Source organism: Methylocaldum sp. MU1018, from assembly GCF_053646775.1.
Map to the genome: position 1 here is coordinate 2,436,604 of NZ_CM132195.1, position 20,320 is coordinate 2,456,923.

Annotated in this window: 21 protein-coding genes; 5 read left to right on the forward strand and 16 right to left on the reverse strand. The window is 59.1% G+C overall.

All coding sequences use genetic code 11. The annotated features are described in order from the left end of the window. Positions 1 to 20: 20 nt before the first annotated feature. The 4 genes from ACWJKU_RS11190 to ACWJKU_RS11205 form a co-directional block, all read right to left on the reverse strand. Entirely contained in the window at positions 21 to 320 is a 300-nt protein-coding gene (locus tag ACWJKU_RS11190) for a DUF167 family protein (RefSeq protein WP_454142381.1), read from the reverse strand. A 1-nt stretch (position 321) separates the two neighbouring features. Beyond that, complete coding sequence (locus ACWJKU_RS11195; protein ID WP_454142382.1) at positions 322 to 897, reverse strand: YggT family protein; 576 nt, start codon at positions 895 to 897, stop codon at positions 322 to 324. A gap of 2 nt (positions 898 to 899) precedes the next feature. After that, positions 900 to 1,724: a pyrroline-5-carboxylate reductase gene (gene proC / locus ACWJKU_RS11200; protein WP_454142383.1), complete on the reverse strand. Its 825-nt coding sequence runs from the start codon at positions 1,722 to 1,724 to the stop codon at positions 900 to 902. 84 nt (positions 1,725 to 1,808) lie between these two features. Further along, positions 1,809 to 2,534 (reverse strand): YggS family pyridoxal phosphate-dependent enzyme, encoded by a 726-nt coding sequence (locus ACWJKU_RS11205; protein WP_454142384.1) that lies wholly within the window; start codon positions 2,532 to 2,534, stop codon positions 1,809 to 1,811. 83 nt (positions 2,535 to 2,617) lie between these two features. On the opposite strand from ACWJKU_RS11205, the gene ACWJKU_RS11210 reads away from it, so the two are divergent. Both ACWJKU_RS11210 and ACWJKU_RS11215 read left to right on the forward strand, forming a co-directional pair. Further along, a complete protein-coding gene (locus ACWJKU_RS11210) occupies positions 2,618 to 3,652 on the forward strand; it encodes a type IV pilus twitching motility protein PilT (protein WP_454142385.1) in 1,035 nt (344 codons plus the stop codon). Between the two features lie 17 nt (positions 3,653 to 3,669). Further along, on the forward strand, positions 3,670 to 4,791 hold the full coding sequence (locus ACWJKU_RS11215) for a PilT/PilU family type 4a pilus ATPase (RefSeq protein WP_454142386.1): 1,122 nt from the start codon (positions 3,670 to 3,672) through the stop codon (positions 4,789 to 4,791). 139 nt (positions 4,792 to 4,930) lie between these two features. Here ACWJKU_RS11215 and ACWJKU_RS11220 read toward each other — a convergent pair whose 3' ends face one another. From ACWJKU_RS11220 to ACWJKU_RS11270, 11 genes are all read right to left on the reverse strand, one after another. Next, the gene (locus ACWJKU_RS11220) at positions 4,931 to 5,464 is read right to left on the reverse strand and encodes an SRPBCC family protein (protein WP_454142387.1); all 534 of its coding nucleotides are present in this window, start codon (positions 5,462 to 5,464) and stop codon (positions 4,931 to 4,933) included. 101 nt (positions 5,465 to 5,565) lie between these two features. Further along, on the reverse strand, positions 5,566 to 6,555 hold the full coding sequence (locus tag ACWJKU_RS11225; protein WP_454142388.1) for a VWA domain-containing protein: 990 nt from the start codon (positions 6,553 to 6,555) through the stop codon (positions 5,566 to 5,568). Further along, entirely contained in the window at positions 6,516 to 7,085 is a 570-nt protein-coding gene (locus ACWJKU_RS11230) for an MxaK protein (protein ID WP_454142389.1), read from the reverse strand. The genes ACWJKU_RS11225 and ACWJKU_RS11230 overlap by 40 nt, the downstream gene beginning before the upstream one ends. Next, positions 7,070 to 8,062 (reverse strand): vWA domain-containing protein, encoded by a 993-nt coding sequence (locus tag ACWJKU_RS11235; protein WP_454142390.1) that lies wholly within the window; start codon positions 8,060 to 8,062, stop codon positions 7,070 to 7,072. The genes ACWJKU_RS11230 and ACWJKU_RS11235 overlap by 16 nt, the downstream gene beginning before the upstream one ends. Then, positions 8,059 to 8,970 carry a nonribosomal peptide synthetase MxaA gene (locus ACWJKU_RS11240; protein WP_454142391.1) on the reverse strand — a complete coding sequence of 304 codons (912 nt, stop codon included), beginning with the start codon at positions 8,968 to 8,970 and terminating at the stop codon, positions 8,059 to 8,061. Before ACWJKU_RS11240 ends, ACWJKU_RS11235 begins: the two co-directional genes overlap by 4 nt. Beyond that, positions 8,967 to 9,824, reverse strand: a complete 858-nt coding sequence (locus ACWJKU_RS11245) for a DUF58 domain-containing protein (protein WP_454142392.1) — start codon at positions 9,822 to 9,824, stop codon at positions 8,967 to 8,969. The genes ACWJKU_RS11240 and ACWJKU_RS11245 overlap by 4 nt, the downstream gene beginning before the upstream one ends. Further along, the gene (locus ACWJKU_RS11250; protein WP_454142393.1) at positions 9,821 to 10,840 is read right to left on the reverse strand and encodes an AAA family ATPase; all 1,020 of its coding nucleotides are present in this window, start codon (positions 10,838 to 10,840) and stop codon (positions 9,821 to 9,823) included. Before ACWJKU_RS11250 ends, ACWJKU_RS11245 begins: the two co-directional genes overlap by 4 nt. A gap of 146 nt (positions 10,841 to 10,986) precedes the next feature. Continuing rightward, positions 10,987 to 11,262, reverse strand: a complete 276-nt coding sequence (locus tag ACWJKU_RS11255; protein WP_454142394.1) for a methanol dehydrogenase [cytochrome c] subunit — start codon at positions 11,260 to 11,262, stop codon at positions 10,987 to 10,989. Between the two features lie 32 nt (positions 11,263 to 11,294). Continuing rightward, a complete protein-coding gene (moxG, locus tag ACWJKU_RS11260) occupies positions 11,295 to 11,768 on the reverse strand; it encodes a cytochrome c(L), periplasmic (RefSeq protein WP_454142395.1) in 474 nt (157 codons plus the stop codon). Between the two features lie 128 nt (positions 11,769 to 11,896). Next, complete coding sequence (moxJ, locus tag ACWJKU_RS11265) at positions 11,897 to 12,769, reverse strand: methanol oxidation system protein MoxJ (RefSeq protein WP_454142396.1); 873 nt, start codon at positions 12,767 to 12,769, stop codon at positions 11,897 to 11,899. Positions 12,770 to 12,939: 170 nt separating this feature from the next. After that, positions 12,940 to 14,745, reverse strand: coding sequence for a methanol/ethanol family PQQ-dependent dehydrogenase (locus ACWJKU_RS11270; RefSeq protein WP_454142397.1), 1,806 nt, complete (start codon positions 14,743 to 14,745; stop codon positions 12,940 to 12,942). A 525-nt stretch (positions 14,746 to 15,270) separates the two neighbouring features. Between ACWJKU_RS11270 and ACWJKU_RS11275 the strand changes: the two genes are divergently transcribed. The 3 genes from ACWJKU_RS11275 (at position 15,271) to ACWJKU_RS11285 (ending at position 19,726) form a co-directional block, all read left to right on the forward strand. Beyond that, a complete protein-coding gene (locus ACWJKU_RS11275; RefSeq protein ID WP_454142398.1) occupies positions 15,271 to 16,686 on the forward strand; it encodes an ATP-binding protein in 1,416 nt (471 codons plus the stop codon). After that, on the forward strand, positions 16,683 to 17,330 hold the full coding sequence (locus tag ACWJKU_RS11280; RefSeq protein ID WP_454142399.1) for a response regulator: 648 nt from the start codon (positions 16,683 to 16,685) through the stop codon (positions 17,328 to 17,330). The genes ACWJKU_RS11275 and ACWJKU_RS11280 overlap by 4 nt, the downstream gene beginning before the upstream one ends. An 80-nt stretch (positions 17,331 to 17,410) precedes the next feature. Further along, positions 17,411 to 19,726: a TonB-dependent receptor gene (locus tag ACWJKU_RS11285; protein ID WP_454142400.1), complete on the forward strand. Its 2,316-nt coding sequence runs from the start codon at positions 17,411 to 17,413 to the stop codon at positions 19,724 to 19,726. A gap of 372 nt (positions 19,727 to 20,098) precedes the next feature. Here the strand turns inward: ACWJKU_RS11285 and ACWJKU_RS11290 are convergent, their stop codons facing one another. After that, positions 20,099 to 20,260, reverse strand: coding sequence for a hypothetical protein (locus tag ACWJKU_RS11290; protein ID WP_454142401.1), 162 nt, complete (start codon positions 20,258 to 20,260; stop codon positions 20,099 to 20,101). Positions 20,261 to 20,320 lie beyond the last annotated feature (60 nt).

The window sequence follows — 20,320 nt, forward strand, 5'->3', positions numbered from 1 at the left end:
AGTTTAGACCAATTCGGAATTCAGTCCATTTTCGAGAGTTCCGCCCAGAGGGACGGCCAGCGTTTGGGCGCGCATATCTTGAACCGTTTATCCCGGCCGCTTTCGCCCGCCAGTAACACGACGTCGCGCTTGGGTACGCCGAAGACTTCGGCGAGGAACTCGGTCAGATGACGGTTCGCCTTGCCATCGACGGGCGGCGCTTTGATACGGATCTTGAGCCGATCGCCATGCAAGCCCACGATCTCGTCCTTACCGGCACGAGGCTGTACGTGGATGTCCAGCACCAACGTCCGGCCATCCCAGGTATACCAGCCGCTCAACTCAGTTCAGCAGCGCCGTGAGCTGCTGCAACGGCGGTAAAACGAGCATTTTGGCGAGCTGTATTCCGATCAAGGGGATCAACGGCGAAAGATCGATACCGCCGATCGGGGGGAGAAGCCGGCGACTGACGCGCAACAGCGGTTCGGTGATGCTGTAAAGCAAGGAAACGGCGGGATTGTAGGCGCCGGTGCTAATCCAGCTTAGGAGCGCACGAATGATGATGGCGAAAAAATACACATTGAACAACAGATCCAGAAGCTGTACGACGGCCCATAGCGTCAACGCCGGGAAGGTTATGCTCGCGCCCTGAAGCACGAATATCAGATAGCCGCTCAGCATTTGCAGCCCCAGCATCAGTACGAGCGAAGCCGTATCGGCGCGACCGATGGACGGAATGAAGCGGCGCAACAGGCGAAGCGGCGGGTGGGTGATCTTGATCAAAAACTGCGAAATGGGGTTGTAATAATCCGCCCCGACCCACTGAAGCAAAAATCGCAGCAATACCGCGAATATGTAAAGGCTGACGAGCGTATCGATCAGAAAAACGGCGGGGTTCACCAGAAAATCCGGAGACATCGTCAACCTCCCAATTGTTTGGATAACTCGGCGGCCCGAGCATCAGCCGCCTTCATGGCATCGAGTACGAGATTTCGGAAGCTTCCCCGCTCGAATACGCCCATCGCTTTTTCGGTCGTGCCGCCGGGTGAAGTGACCCGCCTCCTCAGCTCCGCCGGGCCGTCTTCGGATTCTATGGCGATGCGCGCCGCCCCGAGCGCCGTTTGCTGGGTCAGGAGCCGCGCCGTGGATTTGTCCAGTCCCATTTCGATCGCCGCGTCCTCCATCGCCTCCATGAGCAGAAAGAAATAAGCGGGTCCGCTTCCGGACAGCGCCGTCACCAAATCCAGGAGTTCCTCCTTTTCCACCCACACGGCGATACCGACGGCACGGACGATCGCTTCCGCTTCGCTTCTTTGGCCAAGGCTCGCCTGGTCATTGGCATGCAGTGCGGTAGCCCCGGTTTTCACCAGCGCAGGGGTATTGGGCATGCAGCGCACGATGCTGGCGCCGCCGCCCAGCCAACGGTCCAGATCGGCCTCGCGAACGCCCGCGGCGATGCTGACCACCAACGGCCCGGTTTTCTGCACGGTATCGGCGATTTCCCGAGCCACATTCTCGAGCATCTGCGGCTTGACCGCCAGCAACACCGTCCGAGACCGCTCGACCACCGATTTGTTGTCTTCAAACGTATGAATGCCGAAACGCGTTGCCAAATCCTTGAGTTTTGCGGTGTCGACATCCGATACGGAAATACGTTCGGCCGGATAACCGTCCGAAATGAGCCCGCCGATCAGGCTGCCCGCCATATTCCCGGCGCCGATAAACCCTAAAGTCTGCATTTTCATCTGAAATCATCTCCGAACGAACGGACCTATTCTAACTTAGAGACGACGCAAAAACGCCCCGGCGCCGCGGCATTCGAAGAATGCCTAGCGATCCCAAGCATTGCCGGCATCGAAGATCATCGCATCCCGGCGCGGCCGCGGCCCGAACAGCGCCGAACCGACGCGCACCATGGTCGCGCCCTCCATGACGGCGGCTTCGAGATCGTCGGACATTCCCATGGACAGCGTGTCGAACCCGAGATCGCGAAAGCTTTCCCCGGCTTCTCGCAGGATCCGAAAGGATGCGCGTTGAAGCTCCATCGTGCCGGTCGGAGCCGGAATGGCCATCAGTCCGCGAACCCGGAGTCTCGGCAGTTCGGCGATGGCTTCGACCAGCCCCTTGAGCTCTTCCGGGGCGACGCCCGATTTCGTCGTTTCGCCGCTCACATTGACCTGAATGCAGATGTTGAGCGGCGGCAGCTCGTCGGGACGCTGCTCGCTCAAGCGCTCCGCGATCTTGAATCGGTCGACGCTGTGCACCCAGGAAAACCGGGCTGCGAGCAGCCTGGTTTTGTTGGATTGAATGGGTCCGATGAAATGCCAGCCGATATCGTAATGAGCCAGCTTTTCCTGCTTGGCCAGAGCCTCTTGAACGTAGTTTTCCCCGAATTCCCGCTGGCCGCAGTAATAAGCGGCGGCGATCGCCTCGGCCGGCTGGGTTTTGCTTACCGCGATCAGGCGAACCGAATCCCGGCATCGGCCAGCCGCCGCTTCGGCCAGTCGAATCCGCTCTCGCACGGCATCCAGGCGCTGCTGTATTTGACTCCTCATGTTGCTGATACGTTTGTCTATACTTGACCAAAAAGTAAGGGTATCTACCGACCGCTGCTTACACAAGAGCCACCAGAGAAACCATGGATATCGCCGAACTGCTCGCCTTCTCCGTCAAGAACAACGCATCCGACCTGCATTTGTCCGCCGGACTTCCGCCCATGATCCGCGTGGACGGCGACATACGCCGCATCAACGTGCCGGCACTCGACCACAAGGAGGTGCACGCACTGATCTACGACATCATGAACGACAAACAGCGGCGCGATTACGAGGAATTCCTCGAGACCGACTTTTCGTTCGAACTTCCGGGCGTGGCGCGTTTTCGTGTCAACGCGTTCAACCAGGACCGAGGCGCCGCGGCGGTATTCCGAACCATTCCGTCCAAGGTACTGACGCTGGAAGAACTGGGTTGTCCCAAATTCTTCCAGGACGTCACCATGCACCCTCGCGGGCTGATCGTGGTCACCGGCCCCACCGGGTCGGGCAAATCGACCACTCTGGCCGCGATGATCGACCACATCAACTCGAACCAGTACTCCCACATCCTGACGATCGAGGACCCGATCGAGTTCGTTCATTCCAGCAAGAAATCGCTGATCAACCAGCGCGAAGTTCACCGGGATACCTTGGGATTCAACGAAGCCCTACGATCAGCCCTGCGCGAAGACCCCGACGTGATTCTGGTCGGCGAAATGCGCGACCTGGAAACCATTCGTCTCGCGCTAACGGCCGCCGAAACGGGACACCTGGTTTTCGGCACTCTGCACACCAACTCGGCGGCCAAGACCATCGACCGCGTCATCGACGTTTTCCCTGCCGCCGAAAAAGGCATCATTCGGTCGATGCTGTCCGAATCGCTTCAGGCCGTGATCTCCCAAACCCTGCTCAAGAAAAACGGCGGCGGACGCACGGCGGCCTGGGAAATCATGGTGGGCACGCCGGCGATTCGCAACCTCATCCGCGAAGACAAGGTCGCGCAGATGTACTCGGCCATACAGACCGGACGCAAGGACGGCATGCAAACGCTCGATCAGCATTTGCAGGAACTGGTCGAAAAAGGCGTCGTGGCGCGCACCGCCGCGCGGGCCAAGGCCGTCAACAAAGCCGCATTCTAAAATCGGAGAACAGGCTCGTGGACTTCGAATCCTTGCTCATGCTGATGATGCAAAAAAAAGCGTCCGATCTCTTCATCACCACCAATAAAGAACCGTGCATGAAGATCGACGGCGTCATTCAACCGATATCGAACACCAAGCTGAGCAAGGAGCAGGCGCGGCAGATCGTCCTCGGGGTCATGAATCAACGCCAGCGCGACGAGTTCGAGAATACCAAGGAGTGCAATTTCGCGATCTCATCGCCGGGCTTGGGCCGCTTCCGCGTCAGCGCCTTCATCCAGAGGGATACCGCCGGAATGGTGCTGCGGCGCATCGAAACGAACATTCCGACGGTGGACGATCTCAACCTGCCGCCGATCCTCAATGAACTGTCGATGACCAAGCGCGGACTGATCCTGTTCGTCGGCGCGACCGGGACGGGAAAATCCACCTCGCTGGCGGCCATGATCAAACACCGGAACGAGCATTCGAGCGGCCACATCATCACGATCGAAGATCCGCTGGAATACGTGCATCCGCATGCGGGTTGCATCGTCACCCAGCGCGAGGTCGGCATCGATACCGAATCCTACGAGGTGGCGCTCAGGAATACCTTGCGCCAGGCGCCGGACGTGATTCTGATCGGAGAAATCCGCACCCGGGAGACGATGCAGCATGCCATCACCTTTGCCGAAACCGGCCACCTTTGCCTCAGCACGCTGCACGCCAACAATGCCAACCAGGCGCTGGACCGCATCCTTCACTTTTTCCCCGAAGAGATGCATCCGCAGTTATTCATGGATCTGTCCCTGAATCTTCGCGGCATCATCGCTCAACAACTCATTCGCCGAGCCGACGGCAAGGGTCGTTATCCGGCGGTGGAAATCCTCCTGAACACCCCTCTGGCCTCCGATCTCATCCGTAAAGGCGAGGTGCACAAGCTGAAGGAACTCATGAAACATTCCCGCGAACAAGGCATGCAAACCTTCGATCAAGCCTTATACGATCTGTACAAGACCGGAAAGATTACCTACGAAGACGCCCTGCACGCCGCCGATTCGAAGAACGAAGTCAGACTGATGATCAAGCTGGGCGAGGACGGCAGCATCGAGAAATATGCGGGCCGGCACGACAACATGTTCATCGTGGAGGACGATTGAGAATCCCCTCATCGCATCGGCAGCCGGCACCTGCCGATGCGCCTTCCGCGGCTTACCGCTTCCGGCGCGAATCCGCCGAGAGCGGTCGCCCTGGACCGGCGGAGAGGTCCGGCAGCCGGTCATCTGCCGGAAAGAAACATCAGTTACCGGCTTCGGCCGCCTGCTTGAGATTTTGCAATCCGGTTTTGAAAAACGCCTGCATCGCTTGAACCGCCGCCTCGTCGTTTAACGCTTCGGGCGGAAAATTGCCGGTGTCCCCGCGATAAAGCCGGCTTTTCCATTCCACATTGGTGCCCTGCCCCGCCGGCGTCAGCTTCAGCACGGCGGAATAAGAACTCGCCGGCAGCGCCTTGACATTGGCATCCTTCAGCCGGTAGTCGTACTCGTAGGTTTTTTCGTCGTAAAAGTCGAGTTCCTCCACCAATTGTTCACCGTTCGGAAAAGTCAGCGTACGCTTTCCGCCGGGCTGATTGCCGCCTTGGGCTTCGCTTTTCGCGATGGCCGAGTTCCATTGAGCGATAGCGCCGAAATCCTTGATCTTCTCCCACACTTTATCGATGGGCCGGTCGATCTCCACCGTTTCGATCACTTTTTGCGGTGTGGGACCGTGAGCCGAAACTTCGGCGGAAAAAGCCAAACCAAGCGCCAACAAGACAGGAACGATCGTTTTCATGGAATGTACAACTCCTCGGGTTGATAAAAAGCTTTGTGGGAACGGGCCTTTCGATATAGCTCAAAACAGGCTTCGGCCCGCGATGCGAACGACGCCGTCCATCAGCGGAGCCTGAACGGCAGAACGCCGTAAAGCACGACCAGCGCCGCTAGAGCGAAGCCGGCGGGCAGCCAGCGCATATCGGCGGCAACCGTCTCGCTACGCGCCAACTCCGGCTTTCGCATGGCTTCGCTCAATCCTTCGGGGCTCTCCAGGCGCCGGTAGAAAAACCCGATCTCGTCGGCCAGTTGGCGAAGATAGTCTTCCTTGAGCGAAGACAGATGCTCGGTCCCGATCACTCGTTCGCTGCCGAACGGCGCGTTGCGCTCGTGATAGCCCTCGACCTCGGAAGGCGGCTTGGGAGGCAGTCCGAACGTGGACCTGTGGGGCACATCGTCCTCCGCATAGAAACCGACGGCTTTGCCGCGCTCGTTGAATTTCGGGATAGGCACAGGAGTCAGTCCGCCCGCGCCGACGATCAATCCTTTGAGCTTGCCCTTGAAAACGCCGAATTCGCGCTTGTAGCGGGGATTGAGCGGCGGCGCTTCCTGGCCGTCGGTCACGAAGACCAGATTCGAATCGCGGTTCTGAAATTGATTCAACGCATCGTAGAGGCCGTCGGCGATGCGGCTGTCGGCGCCCCAGGCCATGCGCCAATCGATGCGCTCGATGGCCGTGTCGATGGCCTCGAACCCGCCGCAGACTTCGATCGGTTCGAACAGCAGGAACGATCTCCGCTCGGTGAAGAGTCCGAGTCCCAGCCGCGAACCGCAGGGCAATTCCCGCAAGGCCGAACGCAAGGCGGACTTGACCGATTCCAAGCGACTGGTCGACCGGCCATTGATCTGATAGTCGGCGACGTTCATGCTTTGGGTGATATCGACGACGACGATGTGATCGAACACCGCGCGCGACAGCTTTAGCGCGGGTTGAAACAGCGTCGCCAGAGCGCCGAGCACGGCCAGGGCGAGACAGATGAAGCGCGGGTCGCGCGCGCCGCGGGCCAGACGCTTCAAGGCAAGCCCCGCGGAAAACCCGGCACGGTGGTCCACAACGTACCTTCGTCTTCCTCCGCCTCTTCATCGTCCCCGCCGTCGCGGCGAATCCTGTCCATTTCCGGCAGTAGGCGCATGGCGACTTCCAGGTTGTATTTGCTGTCCCAGTGACCGGGATCCAGCCGCAGCGCCTTTTTGTAGGCATCCTTGGCCAGTTCCACCAGCGGCAGGGCCCGGTTGATTTCGTTTTTTTCCACGTGCGCCAAGGCGCGCCGCAGGTGCAGATTGCCGAGATCGAACAAAGCCGTTACCCGGAACCGGGTGTCGCCCTGCTCGACCAGATAGCCGTAAGCGTCCAGCGCCTCTTCATAACGCTCCGCGGCGGCGAGATAAACCGCCCGTGCCAGCCTGACTTCCAGCGGCGCGCGGGCTCTGTCGTCCGGAGAGATATCGGTGCCGCCCAGCAAGGTCCGAACCTGCTCGTCGGCAAGCCCGTTCCTCCGCAGTTCCCGCCATTGAAAAACACTCGCGGCTACCGAGACGGCGAGGACCGACAGCACGATTTTCAGATTCAGGCTTTTTCCCATGACTCCGCTTCCGAGAGTTTGACGCCGAGCAACAGCAGGAGCGCCAGGCACGCCGCGCCGTAGCAAAACGGCGCCAGATCCAGGCGTGGAATGCGCGCCTGATAATGGATCGGCAGACTTTCGATCCGGTCGATGTCGGCGATGGCCTGGCGCAGGGCGACCGGATTTTCTGCTTCGTAGGCCTTGTACGGAATGTCGAGACTTTCGAAAAACAAGTGCAGATAACGTTCGGGGCGGACGCTCGCGTTATCGTCGCGGGGATCTTCCGGCAGTTCGAAAATGCCGGGGCTTCCGAGGGTGCGGAGGAAAATCCAGTACAGCCGAATTTGGTGTTCCTTGAACAGCTTGCGCAATTCCCGCTCGCTGTCCGGGTCGACGACCGCCGCCCCGTCGGATACCAGAAGCACGATGCGAGATCCGGTGAGCGCCTGCCCGGCGAAGTACGATAACGCCAGCAGCAACCCCTTGCCGATGTGAGTCTGCGCCAGCGACGGCAGCCGCAGGGCGCGCACCGCCGCCAGCACCGCCTCGCGGTTGTCGGTCAGGGGCAGCACGAACAAGGGGCCGGTGCTGTAGGCCGCCACGCCGATCCGGTCGTTCTTCCGCTCGCGAATGAACTCGGCCAACAAGCGCTCCGCGGCGGCCGACTTGGCTTCCTCGGCGCCGGATGGCGCGCGGCCCGCGAAACTGTGATCCATGCTTTGGCTGCGGTCGAGAAGCAGCACGATATGGGCACCTTTCCCGATACGTTCGACCGTGTATTCCTTTCGGTGCAGACCGGCGAGTCCCAAAACCAGTCCCGCTATCGCGACGACGCCCATCAGCTTGATCAATCCGGTCCAGATTCGCGAAGGAACGTCGACGGGCAGCAGGGCATTCCACGGTGCGTCGAAACCGGTCACGGGCGAGCGGACCAGGGGCAGCAAAGCCAAGCCCAGGAACGGCAACATCCAGGCGTAATCGAATCCCAGATTCATCGAAGGCTGCGCTCGATGTCGTAACAGTCGCGGCAAAGGCGGAGGAGCCGAGATATGGAAAACCCCGCTTCCTTGGGCCGTTCGGTGAAAAACAACTCGTAGGAATTCTCGAAGAACGCCGTTATCTCTTCGCGCAGAGGCGCGTAAGCCGGCCGCTCGGTGAAAAATGCGTCCAGTCGCTGCGAAAACAGCGGCTGCCCGTATACGCCGTTGAAGGCCCGATGGATGGCGGCATAGACCGCGGAATAGTCGGGCGCGCCGGGCGCTCGGCTCAAGGCCCGGACGGTGCGGCAGGCCGATCTGAAATGGCGGCCCCTCCGCTGCCAGGGAAGATAGCCGTAGAGATAAGCCAGGTACGATCCGGCTCCGCCGCCCACGGCAGCGGCCACCGCCAGTCCTCGCCGCGGACCGGACCGGTCCGGCAGGGCCGGCGGCGCGTCGGGCCGCATCGGTTCCAGTCCTTCCTCGCGCAGAATCGAAAGCTCACGAATCGGCGCCATGGTGAAACTCCAGGCCGGGACCTCCAGCTCGAAGACGCCGTCAGCCCGAGTAAAGGCGAGCTTGAAGGCCGGTATCGCCAGATTCTTGACCTCCAGGGGCGCATAAAAAGTTTGATAGTCGAGTTCTATCGAATAATGGCGCAAGCCGTCGCGTTCCGATTCCCGTACCTGCGCCTCGCGCAGTTCGAGCCAGCGGTTGATTCGGCTCCGGGGAAGGGAGTTTCGGTCGAGGGACGCCTCCCGATCGATCGCGACCACCAACGTTTGCCGGACAATATCGCCGATGGCGTAACCGAACGGGCGCGGTGTGAGAACCTGAAAATCTCTGACCGGCCCCGGCAGTTCAGGGGTCGCAGCGGTTGCGGTTCCGAAAAAAAACAACAGAAAAACGAGGCTCGTCTGTTTCATAAAGACCGCTGAAAATACCGGGTCAGATATTCCGCCTTGAATTCTTTCCCTAGAAACAGCGGCTTACGTCCGTGACTCAAGAACAAATGGACCAGGCGCTCGCGCCGGTCGCGGTAGGACTCTTCCAGTCGCGCCCGAAGCTTGGGGCGCAACAGCAGCAGTTGCTCCGAACCGTTTTCCAAGTCGCGCATGCGGCGAAACCCGAGCACAGCGTCACCGCCCATTTCGTTCGCATCCCAAAATACCAGGGGCACCACATCATGCGGTCCCAAAGAGATCAGAATCCGCTTGACCAAAGTCAAAGGCATGTGGAAATCGGAGGCCAGGAAAACCAGCGCACGCGAAGTCGGCAGGCATCTGGCCGCCTCCGCCAGGCCGCGGGCGTTGGTTCCCTTGGGGCGGAAGCGGCGCAGACGCTTCACCAGATTCAAAGCCATGGCCGGATGACGGCACAGCGGCAAAGAGAATTCGGCATGGATCTTATCCGAGCAGCCGATAATGCCCAGGGCATCGCCGGTGCGGTAAGCCGACAAAGCCAGCGAACCCAGAAAATCGGACAGCGTCTCCATTTTGTAACCGGCGCCGCGAAACTCCATCGACGCCGACAAATCCACGATGGCAAACACCTTGATGGCGCTGCGCTGCTCGTAAATCCGCACGGCATAGCCGCCGAAGGGATCGAGCATACTGGCCCGAAGGTCGATCCGGCGCGGATCGGGATGTTTCAGCAAGGGCGCGAGCCCGCGAAAACGCTCGCCGCTGCCGGAGCGCCGGCTCGGATGGAAGCCGGGGCGCACGGAGTCGGAGCGCCACGACACCCGGTAATGGAATTCCTCGGTACGCTTGGCGATCACGGTGCGGCAATCGAATGGAGGATCTTTTCAACCAATCCCGGCACCAGTTCGTCGCGCCGGTATTCATAGGCGGGTTTCAGAAATACCCGATGCGCCATGGCCGGATAGAAAACGCCTTGTACGTCCTCGGGAATGACCCGGTCCCGTCCGTTCAGCCAGGCGTGAACCCTTGCGGCGCGAATGAGATAACTCATGCCGCGGGGACTCGCCCCGGCCTGGATCAGCTCCGACATGTCGGCATCGGCCACGGAGATCCCGAATCGCTCCGGCTCGTGGCTGGCGCACCACAAATCGCGGGTGTAGGCGCGCAGCGTCGGACTGGCCTGGACGTGGCTCTGGATGAGCGCGGCGATTTCGTCGAGTTCGCGATACTCCAGCACATCCGGCGTCACGGCGTCGAGCAGGCGGTCGACATTGTGAAACCGCGGATCGAAAGTCAGTTGATCCAAGATATCCGCATCGCTCGGGTAATCCATCGCGACCTCCAAGAGGAACCGGTCTCGGGCGGCGGCGGGAAGTTCGAAGGTTTCCTCTTTTTCCACCCGATTGCGGTCGGCGAAAACCTGAAGATAAGGAAAGCGAAACTCGCGGTTGAACGCGGTGGCGCTGCGCTCCGCCATGATCCGCAGCAACAGCGAGTGAACCTGGGGACGGGCCCGGTTGATCTCGTTGAAGAAAAAGATCGACAGCCGCTCGCCGTGCTTCAGTACCGGACCGGGATCGACCCGAGGTCTGCCGTTCTCGTCGAGATAGGTGTAATAGATCAAATCGGCGGGCATCAGATCGATCGTCCCTTCGATCCGTTCGTATTCGCCCCCTACGCCGCGCGACACGGCCCGCAGCAGCGCGGTCTTGCCCACGCCGACATTGCCCTCCAGCAGCACATGACCGCGGGCGAACACGGCGATGGTCATCAGGCGGATCACTCTAGGCTGGCCGATGATGGCTTTTTCGATTTCCGACTCGAAGCGAAAAGCTTTTTCTCGCCAATCGGCCAGTTGTTGTTCGGAATGCATAGACTAGGCTGGAGATTTGAGGCTGGAAGCTTAAAGTTATAGGCAGGGAACGAAACGAGCTCGCCGGTTTCGGGAGCCGAGACTCGGAAGCTGAAGTAAACGCTGAATCCGGCAATCGACTTCAACCTCCGGTCTCAAGCCCGGCCTCAATCCACCTTGTAGACGAACTTGCCGGTCTTGCTGAATTGCTCCCAGCGTTTCTGATTGCGGGCCTCCATGGCCTTGATGGCTTCCTGCTGCTTGTTCAGCTCGGCCGGATCGTGCTTGGGATCGTATTTGCTGCCCGCCACTTTTTCGGGAAAACCGGGTTTCGGCTCCCAGCAGTTGCCCGGCGCCTTGCAATTGGTGCCGTCATAGGCGCCGGCGTTGAAAGCGGCGGCGGACAGCAGTCCGGCGCTCAGGACTAAAGTTTTCAGTTTCATGGGTCGAGTCTCCTGCTCGGTGGTGAGGAAAGCTATTTGAGCCATTCGGCCTTGGCCGGATCGCCTTTGTAGATGTCGCGCAGCCAGGCCATGATGCGCAGCATCTCGTCGGCGTTCAGGTTGGTGTTCTGCGGCCCCATCATGCCTTGGGCGCCGCCCCAGAGGACTTCGAACAAACCGACATCGGTAGCGGCTCTCGGATACGTCCAGTAGTCGTCTCCCAGCCCGGGTCCTAGCTTGCCTTCGGCTTCATGGCCGTGACAGCCGGAGCAGGCGGTGAGATACAAACTGTGGCCTTTTTCGATGGCTTCCTTGTCGCCGTTGTAGGGATTCTTGCCGGTTTCCTTGAATTTCTTGAAAGCTTCGGTGTCACCGCCTTTTTTGCCGTATTCGAAGTCCAGAACTTCACCGGTAACGGCGTGGCGGAAAGTGATTTCCGCGCGGCCTTCGGCGGAAACGAGAGCCGCGCCCACGGCGAGCGCGGCCATGCAGATTCGTAATTTCATGAAGGTTTTATCCTCTTTGTTGCTTTTCGTTCATTTGCGTACGAATCGGCCACGACTGGCGTGGGGCATTTAGCCCCCGATTCGTACCTCGGTGATCTTTCGTCGCGGGTTGAAGCCCGCTCCCGTATTCAACTCCGCTTGCGCTTTTTGCCGTCCTCCGGCGCGGCGGTAGCCGCCGATTCATTCAAGGGCAGAAGCGGAATTCCTTCGGCCTTGAGCAGCGTTCGAACATCCTTTTCCCGTTTCTTCAGTGCCCGGTCGATATCGACCAACAGCGCTTCCTCACCCTTTCTCACGCCGATCGAAGTGGAATAGTGATGAGGCACCTTTTCTCCGTCGGAGCGAGTCTGATGATCCGGAATGACCCGCATCTCCAAGGGCCTGCCGGCGTTCTTCACATAGCGAGCGGCCTGCGGCCCCCAGAGCACAGCGAGGTCGGCGCTGCCCGATTCGACCTCCCGAACCAGCTTCTCCGGATCGTAGCGGACGTACTGATTGCGGCGCGCCTTAAAACCCACCAGGGATTGCAGGTAGTTGAACTGGTCGTAATAGCGCCCGACCTTCTTGAGCATCATCTCCGCGGGTGTATCCGGCATGAACGCGATACGTTCGGCCTTTTTCAGAAATTCGCTGTCCCAGTCGGAAACCGTCACTCCCTTTTCCTTGCGGTACACGAACACGTAGCCGGAGCGGTAATAGGGCTTCGAGGTCAACAGGCGCGGGTCGTCCGCGTCCACGCCGACGACGACATCGCACAAACCCCGGTCCAGTTGGTCCCGGATGAAATATCGGGGATCCTGCCACCAGACATATTCCACCGGCCGCCCCAATTCCTTGCCGATCAGTTCCGCCAGTTTGTTTTCAAAGCCTTGGCCGTCCTTGTTCGAATAAGGCAGCTCGTTTTCCGCCGCGCAAACCTTGAGCGGTTCGGCGCCCGCCTCCGGCCCGCTGCCGATGCCGGCCAGAAGCCAGGCGCAAATGACAATGCGTTTCAAACGCATGGGATGATTTCCTCCCGATAGATAAAGAATCGCTCGGCGTAGGGCGGGTCAGACGCGCAACCCCATCGTGGCATCCGGGTTCAACGGCAGTCCGGCACGTCGTAATTCGCCGGATATCACGGACGGCGGGTTGCGCGAGTACGCCAACCCGCCCTACGTCTACGCGGTGCTTACAGCGAGAACACGAACAGCGAACCGCCCATTTGAGTATGGTGAGCCAGTTCTTTGAACGCGCCGACCGCACCGAGCCCTGCCGTCGGGTCCTTCAGGTCGAACACCAGCCCTACGCCCGGCCAGCCGCCTACGCCGGAGTAAATGGCGACGTACTGCCGGCCGTTGTGCTTATAAGTGATGGGGTGACCGACGACGCCAGAGGGCAGTTTGAACTTCCAGATTTCCTTGCCGTTGCGGGAATCCAGCGCCTTGATGTAGCCGTCGAGCGTACCGTAGAACACCAGGTTGCCGGCAGTCGCCAGGGTGCCGCCCCAGACGGCGAACTTCTCCGGAATTTCCCATTCGATCTTGCCGGTGACCGAATTCATGGCCTTGACCTGACCCAAAGTACCCTTCGGACCCGGATACATGTTGAGGGTCGCGCCCACGAAGAACTGGCCGGCGCGGTACGGCAGCATGAACGGTTCCCAATCCATGCAGATATGGTTCACGCCCATGAAGAACAGCTTCTTGTTAGGATCGTAGGACTCCAATCCCTGGTTGTGGTAACCCATGGCCGAGGGGCAGATGCCCTTGGCTTCGTGGTCCATACGAGTGGAGTATTCGGGATCGCGAATCGGCAGACCGGTCTTGAGATCCACCTTTTTCACCCAGTTCACGGTGTCGTCGATCTTGAAGGCGTTGACCAGAGAGCCGGTTTCCCGGTTGAGGGTGTAAACGATGCCGTTACGGTCGGGATGAGTCAGAAGCGGCTGAATCTTACCGTCCACCTCCTGCTCGGACAGGCCCATGTAATTGACGCCGGCATAATCCCATTCGTCGTGAGGCGTCTTCTGATAGCCGAACTTGGCCTTGCCCGTGTCGAGATCGCGCCCCCAAATGGTCATGGTCCATTTGTTGTCGCCGGGACGCATGGTTTCGTTCCAGGGCGCCGGATTTCCGGAACCGTAATAGACCATGTCCAGCTTGGGATCGTAGGCGTACCACCCCCAGTTGGTACCGCCGCCGATCTTCCAGGCGTCGCCTTCCCAGGTTTGCTGACCCAGCCCGAACTGGCCGTAGTGAGGGTTGTGTACGTTGAACGATTTATCCAGCAGCAAGTCTTCGTCCGGTCCGGTCGCGTAGGCGCGCCATTCCATCTTGCCGTCCTTGATGTTGTAGGCAGTCACATAGCCCCTGACGCCCAGCTCGGCACCGGCCGACCCCACCAGAACCTTGTCCTTGGCCACGAAGGGCGCGCCGGTCAGGGTGGAGCCCATGGTGATGTCGGAGTTTTCCATCTTCCAGATTTCTTCGCCGGTCTTGGCGTTGAGAGCGACGACATGGCCGTCCAACTGGTTCAGGAAAATCTTGGCCGGTCCGTGATCGCCGGCCGGCACGTAAGCGAGGCCGCGGTTCACCACGTCGCAGCAGGCCACGGCGCGGGCCGCCGGATTCTGCTTGGGCTTGTACTGCCAGAGAATCTTGCCGGGGTCGTTGAGATCGAGCGCATAAACGTTGTTGGGGAACGGCGTGTGGACATACATGATGCCATCCGCCACCAGCGGGGCCCCCTCGTGACCGTGCAGGGTGCCGGTCGAGAACGTCCACGCCACCTTCAAATGATGGACGTTATCCACATTGATTTGGTCCATTTCGGAGTAGTGGGTGGCGCTGTAGTCCTTGGTCTGCATGACCCAGTTCTTCGGGTCTTTCGACATTTCGACGAGCGCGTCATTTGCGGAGCCGGTGCCGGAGACGGCCAAAAGCGCCCCTGCCATCAGAGCGCCGCTGACAGCCACCGCCAATTTGCGTTTTTGCATATTTTTTCCTCGCTGAATTCTTATTCGGCCTGCCCGAAGACAGAGCGATCACGGATCAATGATCACGGCGGCGAATTTTGGAAGAATCGAATGGCCTGCTGTAGTGAAATAAGCCCGAATCGTGATGGGAAAAAATCATGTAAGATCACGAAAAATCTCCCATACCCTTCAAAAACGGGTGATATCGGGAAAAATTCCTTTTTTTGCGGGCATCGATCCGAGCTCTTGACGAGATACCGGGCCTTCTCTAGCCTGAATCCTTTCAGAACGCCCCGCTCCTTGATTAATCGAAGGAGCGATACCGCCGCGACCGCTCGCTTTATGCGCTTACCAATCCGAGACCGCCTGCATGAGCGAGAAGTCCGACTAAGCCGCCGGCCGGGGAAAAATCGTCAAGGACGCCGGGAAAGAATTCGACCGGACCGTCCATGACGCTTATTCGATTTCCCCTCTTCGAACGGGCTCGGTGGGGCCCGTTTTTGTTTTCGCGAAAGCCAAGAACTCACTGACGACTCGGTCGGAATCATGCACGAAAGCCTTAGTTTACGTTTTCGCCTGAATTTGATGATCGTGCTGACCATGCTGGCGATACTGGGCCTCGGCACCTTGTCCGCCGTTCACAACGCCCGCAGCTCGGTTGCGGAGGAAATCGATTCCACGGTCAATCTTGCGCTGCAATTGATCGAGATCAGTCTGTCCGAAAACCGGAATTCGACGGAATCGCTGGGCAACTGGCTCTCCCAATTGAACCGGCTGGACAAGACTCGGCATCTACGCATTCAGGTCCGGCGAGCGCCGGCCCCATCGGCCGGTAACGGATTCGGATCGCCGCAAGCCGGCCCGCAGAACGAACACACTCTCATCGATTTCGCCTCCCGCGGAAATGAGCGCGCGCCCGACGTGCCCGGCTGGTTTGCCTGGGCGGTCAAGCCCGGATCGATCGTTGCGGAAAAACGCGTGGATACCGCCGGCGACGGCGTCATCAGCATTTTGATCGAAGCCGATCCGGAAGACGAGATTGCCGAGGCGTGGAATGAATCGCTGGGCTTCCTGACGCTGATAGCCATCCTGTCGGTGACGATTTATGCCCTGGTGCACATCACCGTGGGCCGGGCTTTCCGGTGCGTCGGCGTCATTCTGAAGGGGCTGGAAGATATCGAGCGAGGCGATTACGACAGGCGTCTGCCGGGCTTTTCCCTGCCCGAATTCGCGCGGATTTCGCGAGCCTTCAACCATATGGCGTCCGCCCTGGAAAAAGCCCGCGACGAGAATCGGGCGCTCACTCAGCAATCCTTGGCGATCCAGGAAGAAGAACGGCGCTATCTAGCGCAGGAGCTTCACGACGAACTCGGACAATCGCTGAGCGCGATCAAGGTCTTGGCCGCTTCGTTGCGCAGGCGGGACAACGGTCCCCAGGACAACGAGGCGATCGAGCGCATCATGGCCGTTTGCGACCGACTATTCGGCGTGGTGCGCGGGATGATGCGGCGTCTGCGCCCTCTCATGCTGGACGAACTGGGACTGATCGCCTCGCTGGAAGACCTGATCGAGAACTGGCGCGGCCGCAATCCCGACGTCAATCTGCACTTTCATTGCGAAGACGACGTCGAAGAGCTGGCCGGCGCCGCGAAGATCCATCTGTTCCGCATCGTTCAGGAATGCCTCACGAATATCGTCAAACATGCCAAATCCGACGGCGTCCGGATAGAACTTCGGTTAAAGGAGATCAGGGAAATGGAAAAGCAGTCTCGAAGCTGGATTCAACTCAAAATCGGCGACAACGGGTGCGGATTCGACCCGAGCCAGCCCAGGCGCGGTTTCGGCCTGCTCGGTATTCGCGAGCGCGTCGCCAGCCTGGGCGGACAATTCCTCCTGAATACCCGCCCCGGCGAAGGCGTATCGCTTGAGGTTTGCGTACCTTGCGAAGGAGCACCCCGATGAATCCGAAAATCACCGTGATGCTGGTCGACGATCATGCCGTGGTTCGCGCCGGCTATCGTCTCTTGCTGTCGCAGACCGAGAATATCGAGGTCGTCTGCGAAGCCGAACGCGGCGAGGAAGCCTGCCAATATTATTCGGAGTCGCAGCCCAACGTGATCGTCATGGATCTGAGCCTGCCGGGCATCGGAGGGCTTGCCTCGATTCGCCGCATCTCCAGCCGCGACCCTGGAGCCAAGATACTCGTATTCAGCATCCACGACGAACTGGTTTATGTCCTCAGGGCCCTGGAAGCCGGCGCCAAGGGCTACATCACCAAAAGCAGCGCTCCGGAAACCCTGGTGGATGCCGTAAAAAGAGTGGCCGGCGGAGAAACCTACGTGGAACCGGAAATCGCCCAGAAACTTCTGGTTCAGACCATAGCCGGAAAAGAGGCCGCCACCGATTTGAACTCTCTTTCAGCCCGCGAATTCGACGTGTTTTGCCTGTTGGCCAAAGGCTATACCACCCGCGAGGTGGCCGACGAACTTTGCCTCAGCTATAAGACCGTCGGCAACTACACCACGCTCATCAAGAACAAACTCAATGTGAGCACCACCGCGGAAATGGCCCGGCTCGCATATCAATACGGACTGCTCAAGGCTTAACAATCGGGAATTTTTCCCATAGTCGATACCGAACTCCTCCCTTAACATTCGCCATTTTTTGAGTTTGCGGGGGGCTTGTCATGATTAGAAAAAAAATATGCCGCACGGGAACTTCGCTGCTGGTTCTCATGAGCGCCGATTTGGCCGCTGCCGCGGAAAACGACGGCGAAAGCGTGAATCTCGGTACGATCGAAATCGTGGGCGAAACGCCGCTGATGGTCTCCGGCGTGCCGGCAAACAAGATTCCCTCGCCGGTGCAGACGGCGACATCCGAACAACTGGATGACTATCAAAGCTTTTCGCTCGCGGATTACATGCGCTGGAACTTCGCCAGCGTCAACGTCAACGACGCCCAAAACAACCCGTTCCAGCCGGACGTTCAATTCAGGGGATTTACCGCGTCTCCGCTGTTGGGATTGCCCCAGGGCCTGTCCGTCTACGTCAACGGCATTCGCTTCAACGAACCGTTCGGCGATACCGTCAACTGGGATCTGATCCCCGAAGGCGCCATCGACCGGATGTCGCTGCACTCCGGATCGAATCCCGTTTACGGCCTGAACAGCCTGGGCGGCGCCATTGCCATACGCACCAAAACGGGGTTTTCGGCGCCCGGCCACACGATCGAAGTGGCCGGCGGTTCCTGGGGACGGCACTGGGAAGAGGTCACGAGCGGCTGGAACAACGGCACCGTCGGCTATTTCATCGATCTCAAAAGCTTCAACGAAGACGGCTGGCGCGATTTCTCGCCCACCGACGTCAAGCAGGGATTCGGCACGCTGAGCTGGCAAAACGAACGGTCGAAGCTGAACCTCACCCTGGCTTCCAACGACAATCACCTGATCGGCAACGGCGCTTTGCCGCTTCAACTAGCGAAGAAAGATCCGGAAGCGATCTTCACCCATCCCGATCGCACCATCACGCGATTGTTCCTGGCGTCCCTCGACGGCAGCACCTGGCTCACCGATCGCTTCGAGCTGTCAGGTAACGCTTATTTCCGGCAAAACCGGATCAAGACTTTCAACGGCGACGATTCCGACTTCGAGGAGTGCGAGGACCCGGCCAACGCGGGCCTTCTGTGCGAGGAGGAAGACGGTAACGAAGAGGTCGTCGAGGATGTCAACGGCAATAACGTACTGGCCAGCGACGCGGTCGAGGGGGCGACCAACAACACCAGTCAAACCAACCAGCGCAGCTTCGGCGGCAGTTTGCAGGGCGCCTTCGAGCACGATCTCTTTGCCATGCACAACCGGATCGTCGCCGGCGGCAGCTACGACGAAGGACTCATTCACTTCAAATCCGATACGGAGCTGGCGTCGCTCACCGATGATCGCGGCACCATAGGAAGCGGAGTCCTGGTGGACGAATCGCGGGTGAGAGTCCAAGGCCACGTTCGCCACCACGGCATTTATCTCAGCGATACCTTGTCGGTTACCGACAAGCTGACATTGACTGCAGCGGGCCGCTACAACCTGTCGTTCGTCCGGCTCGACGATCAATATGGCGACGATCTGAACGGCTTTCACAAGTTCGAACGGTTCAATCCTTCGGCCGGCCTGACCTATGCCTTCATGCCGGAACTCACGGCTTACGGCAGCTACAGCGAATCGAACCGGGCGCCGACTCCGATGGAACTGTCCTGCGCCAACCCCGAAGCTCCTTGCAAGCTGCCGAACGCGTTTCTTTCCGATCCCCCGCTGGATCAGGTAGTGGCCAAAACCTGGGAGGCCGGTTTCCGCGGCGAGTTCGCCAAATGGCTGGGCGGACGCATCAACTGGAACGCCGGCGTATTCCAAACCGAGAACCACGACGACATTCTCTTCATCAGCAGCGGCAGGCTCACCAATCAGGGCTATTTCGACAACGTCGGAATCACCAGGCGTCGGGGCATCGAACTCGGGCTCTCGGGCGCTTTCGAACGGGTGCGGTTCGGCGTCAATTACACCCTGCTCGACGCCACCTTCCGCACGCCGTTTCTCGCCAACAGCCCGAACAATCCGTCCGCCGATGCGAACGGCCAAATCCAGGTGGAAAAAGGCGACCGCATTCCCGGCCTTCCGCGCCACATGCTGAAAGTCTCGACGGACGTCGAAGTCGTCAAGGGACTGACTGTCGGCGTAAACATGGTTTACAACAGCGGCCAGTATTTCCGCGGCGACGAGGCCAATCTCAATCAACCGCTGGACGAGTACGCCGTGTTCAATCTCCACGGCGAATACCGGTTCAACGAACATGTGGCGTTATTTAGCCGTATCGACAACTTGTTCGACAAACGCTACTACACTTTCGGACTATACGGCGAAGCCGATGACGTACTCGGCGACGGCTTTACCGACCCCCGCTTCGTGGGTATCGGCGCTCCCCGGGCCGGCTGGGTGGGACTGAAGCTGTCCCTGTGAGTTCAGGCATTTACCGTCCGTGGTTTACATATTGTTTTTCGGGCGATAATAACCGGCAGCTATTTAATTCATAAGAACATCTTATAACAAGAATGAATATGAGTGTGTATAATTTATATCAACCTCAACCGAACTTGGTGGCAACCTGATCGCTCCCTCGGGTGCGTCCAGCCGAAAGTTCTCCTCCTCTTGGCGGCCTTAGCGGTCGCTTTTTTTTGCCTGTCGCATGGGCAAAAAAAAGCCCGCATTACGCGGGCAATATCTTTATTATTATTGTTGTAGCGTAATACGCCACACACAAGCGGCGCATATTGTAGTGCTTTTGTAATAGTTATAACGCCCCTATAAGGGCTTTCCTCCTCTTTGACGACTCTATTTTCGCGCTTCCTCCGTAAAGCTGGCGCACAGTCTAAAGAAAAAAATTTTTGTGTCCACACTTTTTTGCCCTTCTCCCGCCGCACCCAAAAAAGCCCGACTTTTCCCTTTAAAATCCATCGGATACTCGACCTGGAATGGAAACATCGCCAATTCCATACGCTTTTGCTCGGTATTCGGGCGGCGTTTATAAAAGCCGCCGCGCCGATAAATTTTCTT

Coding starts and splice junctions, on each gene's coding strand:
- ACWJKU_RS11235 (WP_454142390.1), bottom strand. CDS start 8,062: ATGAATCTGGGATTCGATTACGCCTGGATGTTGCCGTTCCTGGGCTTG.
- moxJ (WP_454142396.1), bottom strand. CDS start 12,769: ATGCGTTTGAAACGCATTGTCATTTGCGCCTGGCTTCTGGCCGGCATC.
- ACWJKU_RS11195 (WP_454142382.1), bottom strand. CDS start 897: ATGTCTCCGGATTTTCTGGTGAACCCCGCCGTTTTTCTGATCGATACG.
- ACWJKU_RS11290 (WP_454142401.1), bottom strand. CDS start 20,260: ATGGAATTGGCGATGTTTCCATTCCAGGTCGAGTATCCGATGGATTTT.
- proC (WP_454142383.1), bottom strand. CDS start 1,724: ATGAAAATGCAGACTTTAGGGTTTATCGGCGCCGGGAATATGGCGGGC.
- ACWJKU_RS11270 (WP_454142397.1), bottom strand. CDS start 14,745: ATGCAAAAACGCAAATTGGCGGTGGCTGTCAGCGGCGCTCTGATGGCA.
- ACWJKU_RS11280 (WP_454142399.1), top strand. CDS start 16,683: ATGAATCCGAAAATCACCGTGATGCTGGTCGACGATCATGCCGTGGTT.
- moxG (WP_454142395.1), bottom strand. CDS start 11,768: ATGAAATTACGAATCTGCATGGCCGCGCTCGCCGTGGGCGCGGCTCTC.
- ACWJKU_RS11210 (WP_454142385.1), top strand. CDS start 2,618: ATGGATATCGCCGAACTGCTCGCCTTCTCCGTCAAGAACAACGCATCC.
- ACWJKU_RS11240 (WP_454142391.1), bottom strand. CDS start 8,970: ATGAAACAGACGAGCCTCGTTTTTCTGTTGTTTTTTTTCGGAACCGCA.
- ACWJKU_RS11255 (WP_454142394.1), bottom strand. CDS start 11,262: ATGAAACTGAAAACTTTAGTCCTGAGCGCCGGACTGCTGTCCGCCGCC.
- ACWJKU_RS11205 (WP_454142384.1), bottom strand. CDS start 2,534: ATGAGGAGTCAAATACAGCAGCGCCTGGATGCCGTGCGAGAGCGGATT.
- ACWJKU_RS11285 (WP_454142400.1), top strand. CDS start 17,411: ATGATTAGAAAAAAAATATGCCGCACGGGAACTTCGCTGCTGGTTCTC.
- ACWJKU_RS11230 (WP_454142389.1), bottom strand. CDS start 7,085: ATGGGAAAAAGCCTGAATCTGAAAATCGTGCTGTCGGTCCTCGCCGTC.
- ACWJKU_RS11250 (WP_454142393.1), bottom strand. CDS start 10,840: ATGCATTCCGAACAACAACTGGCCGATTGGCGAGAAAAAGCTTTTCGC.
- ACWJKU_RS11220 (WP_454142387.1), bottom strand. CDS start 5,464: ATGAAAACGATCGTTCCTGTCTTGTTGGCGCTTGGTTTGGCTTTTTCC.
- ACWJKU_RS11275 (WP_454142398.1), top strand. CDS start 15,271: ATGCACGAAAGCCTTAGTTTACGTTTTCGCCTGAATTTGATGATCGTG.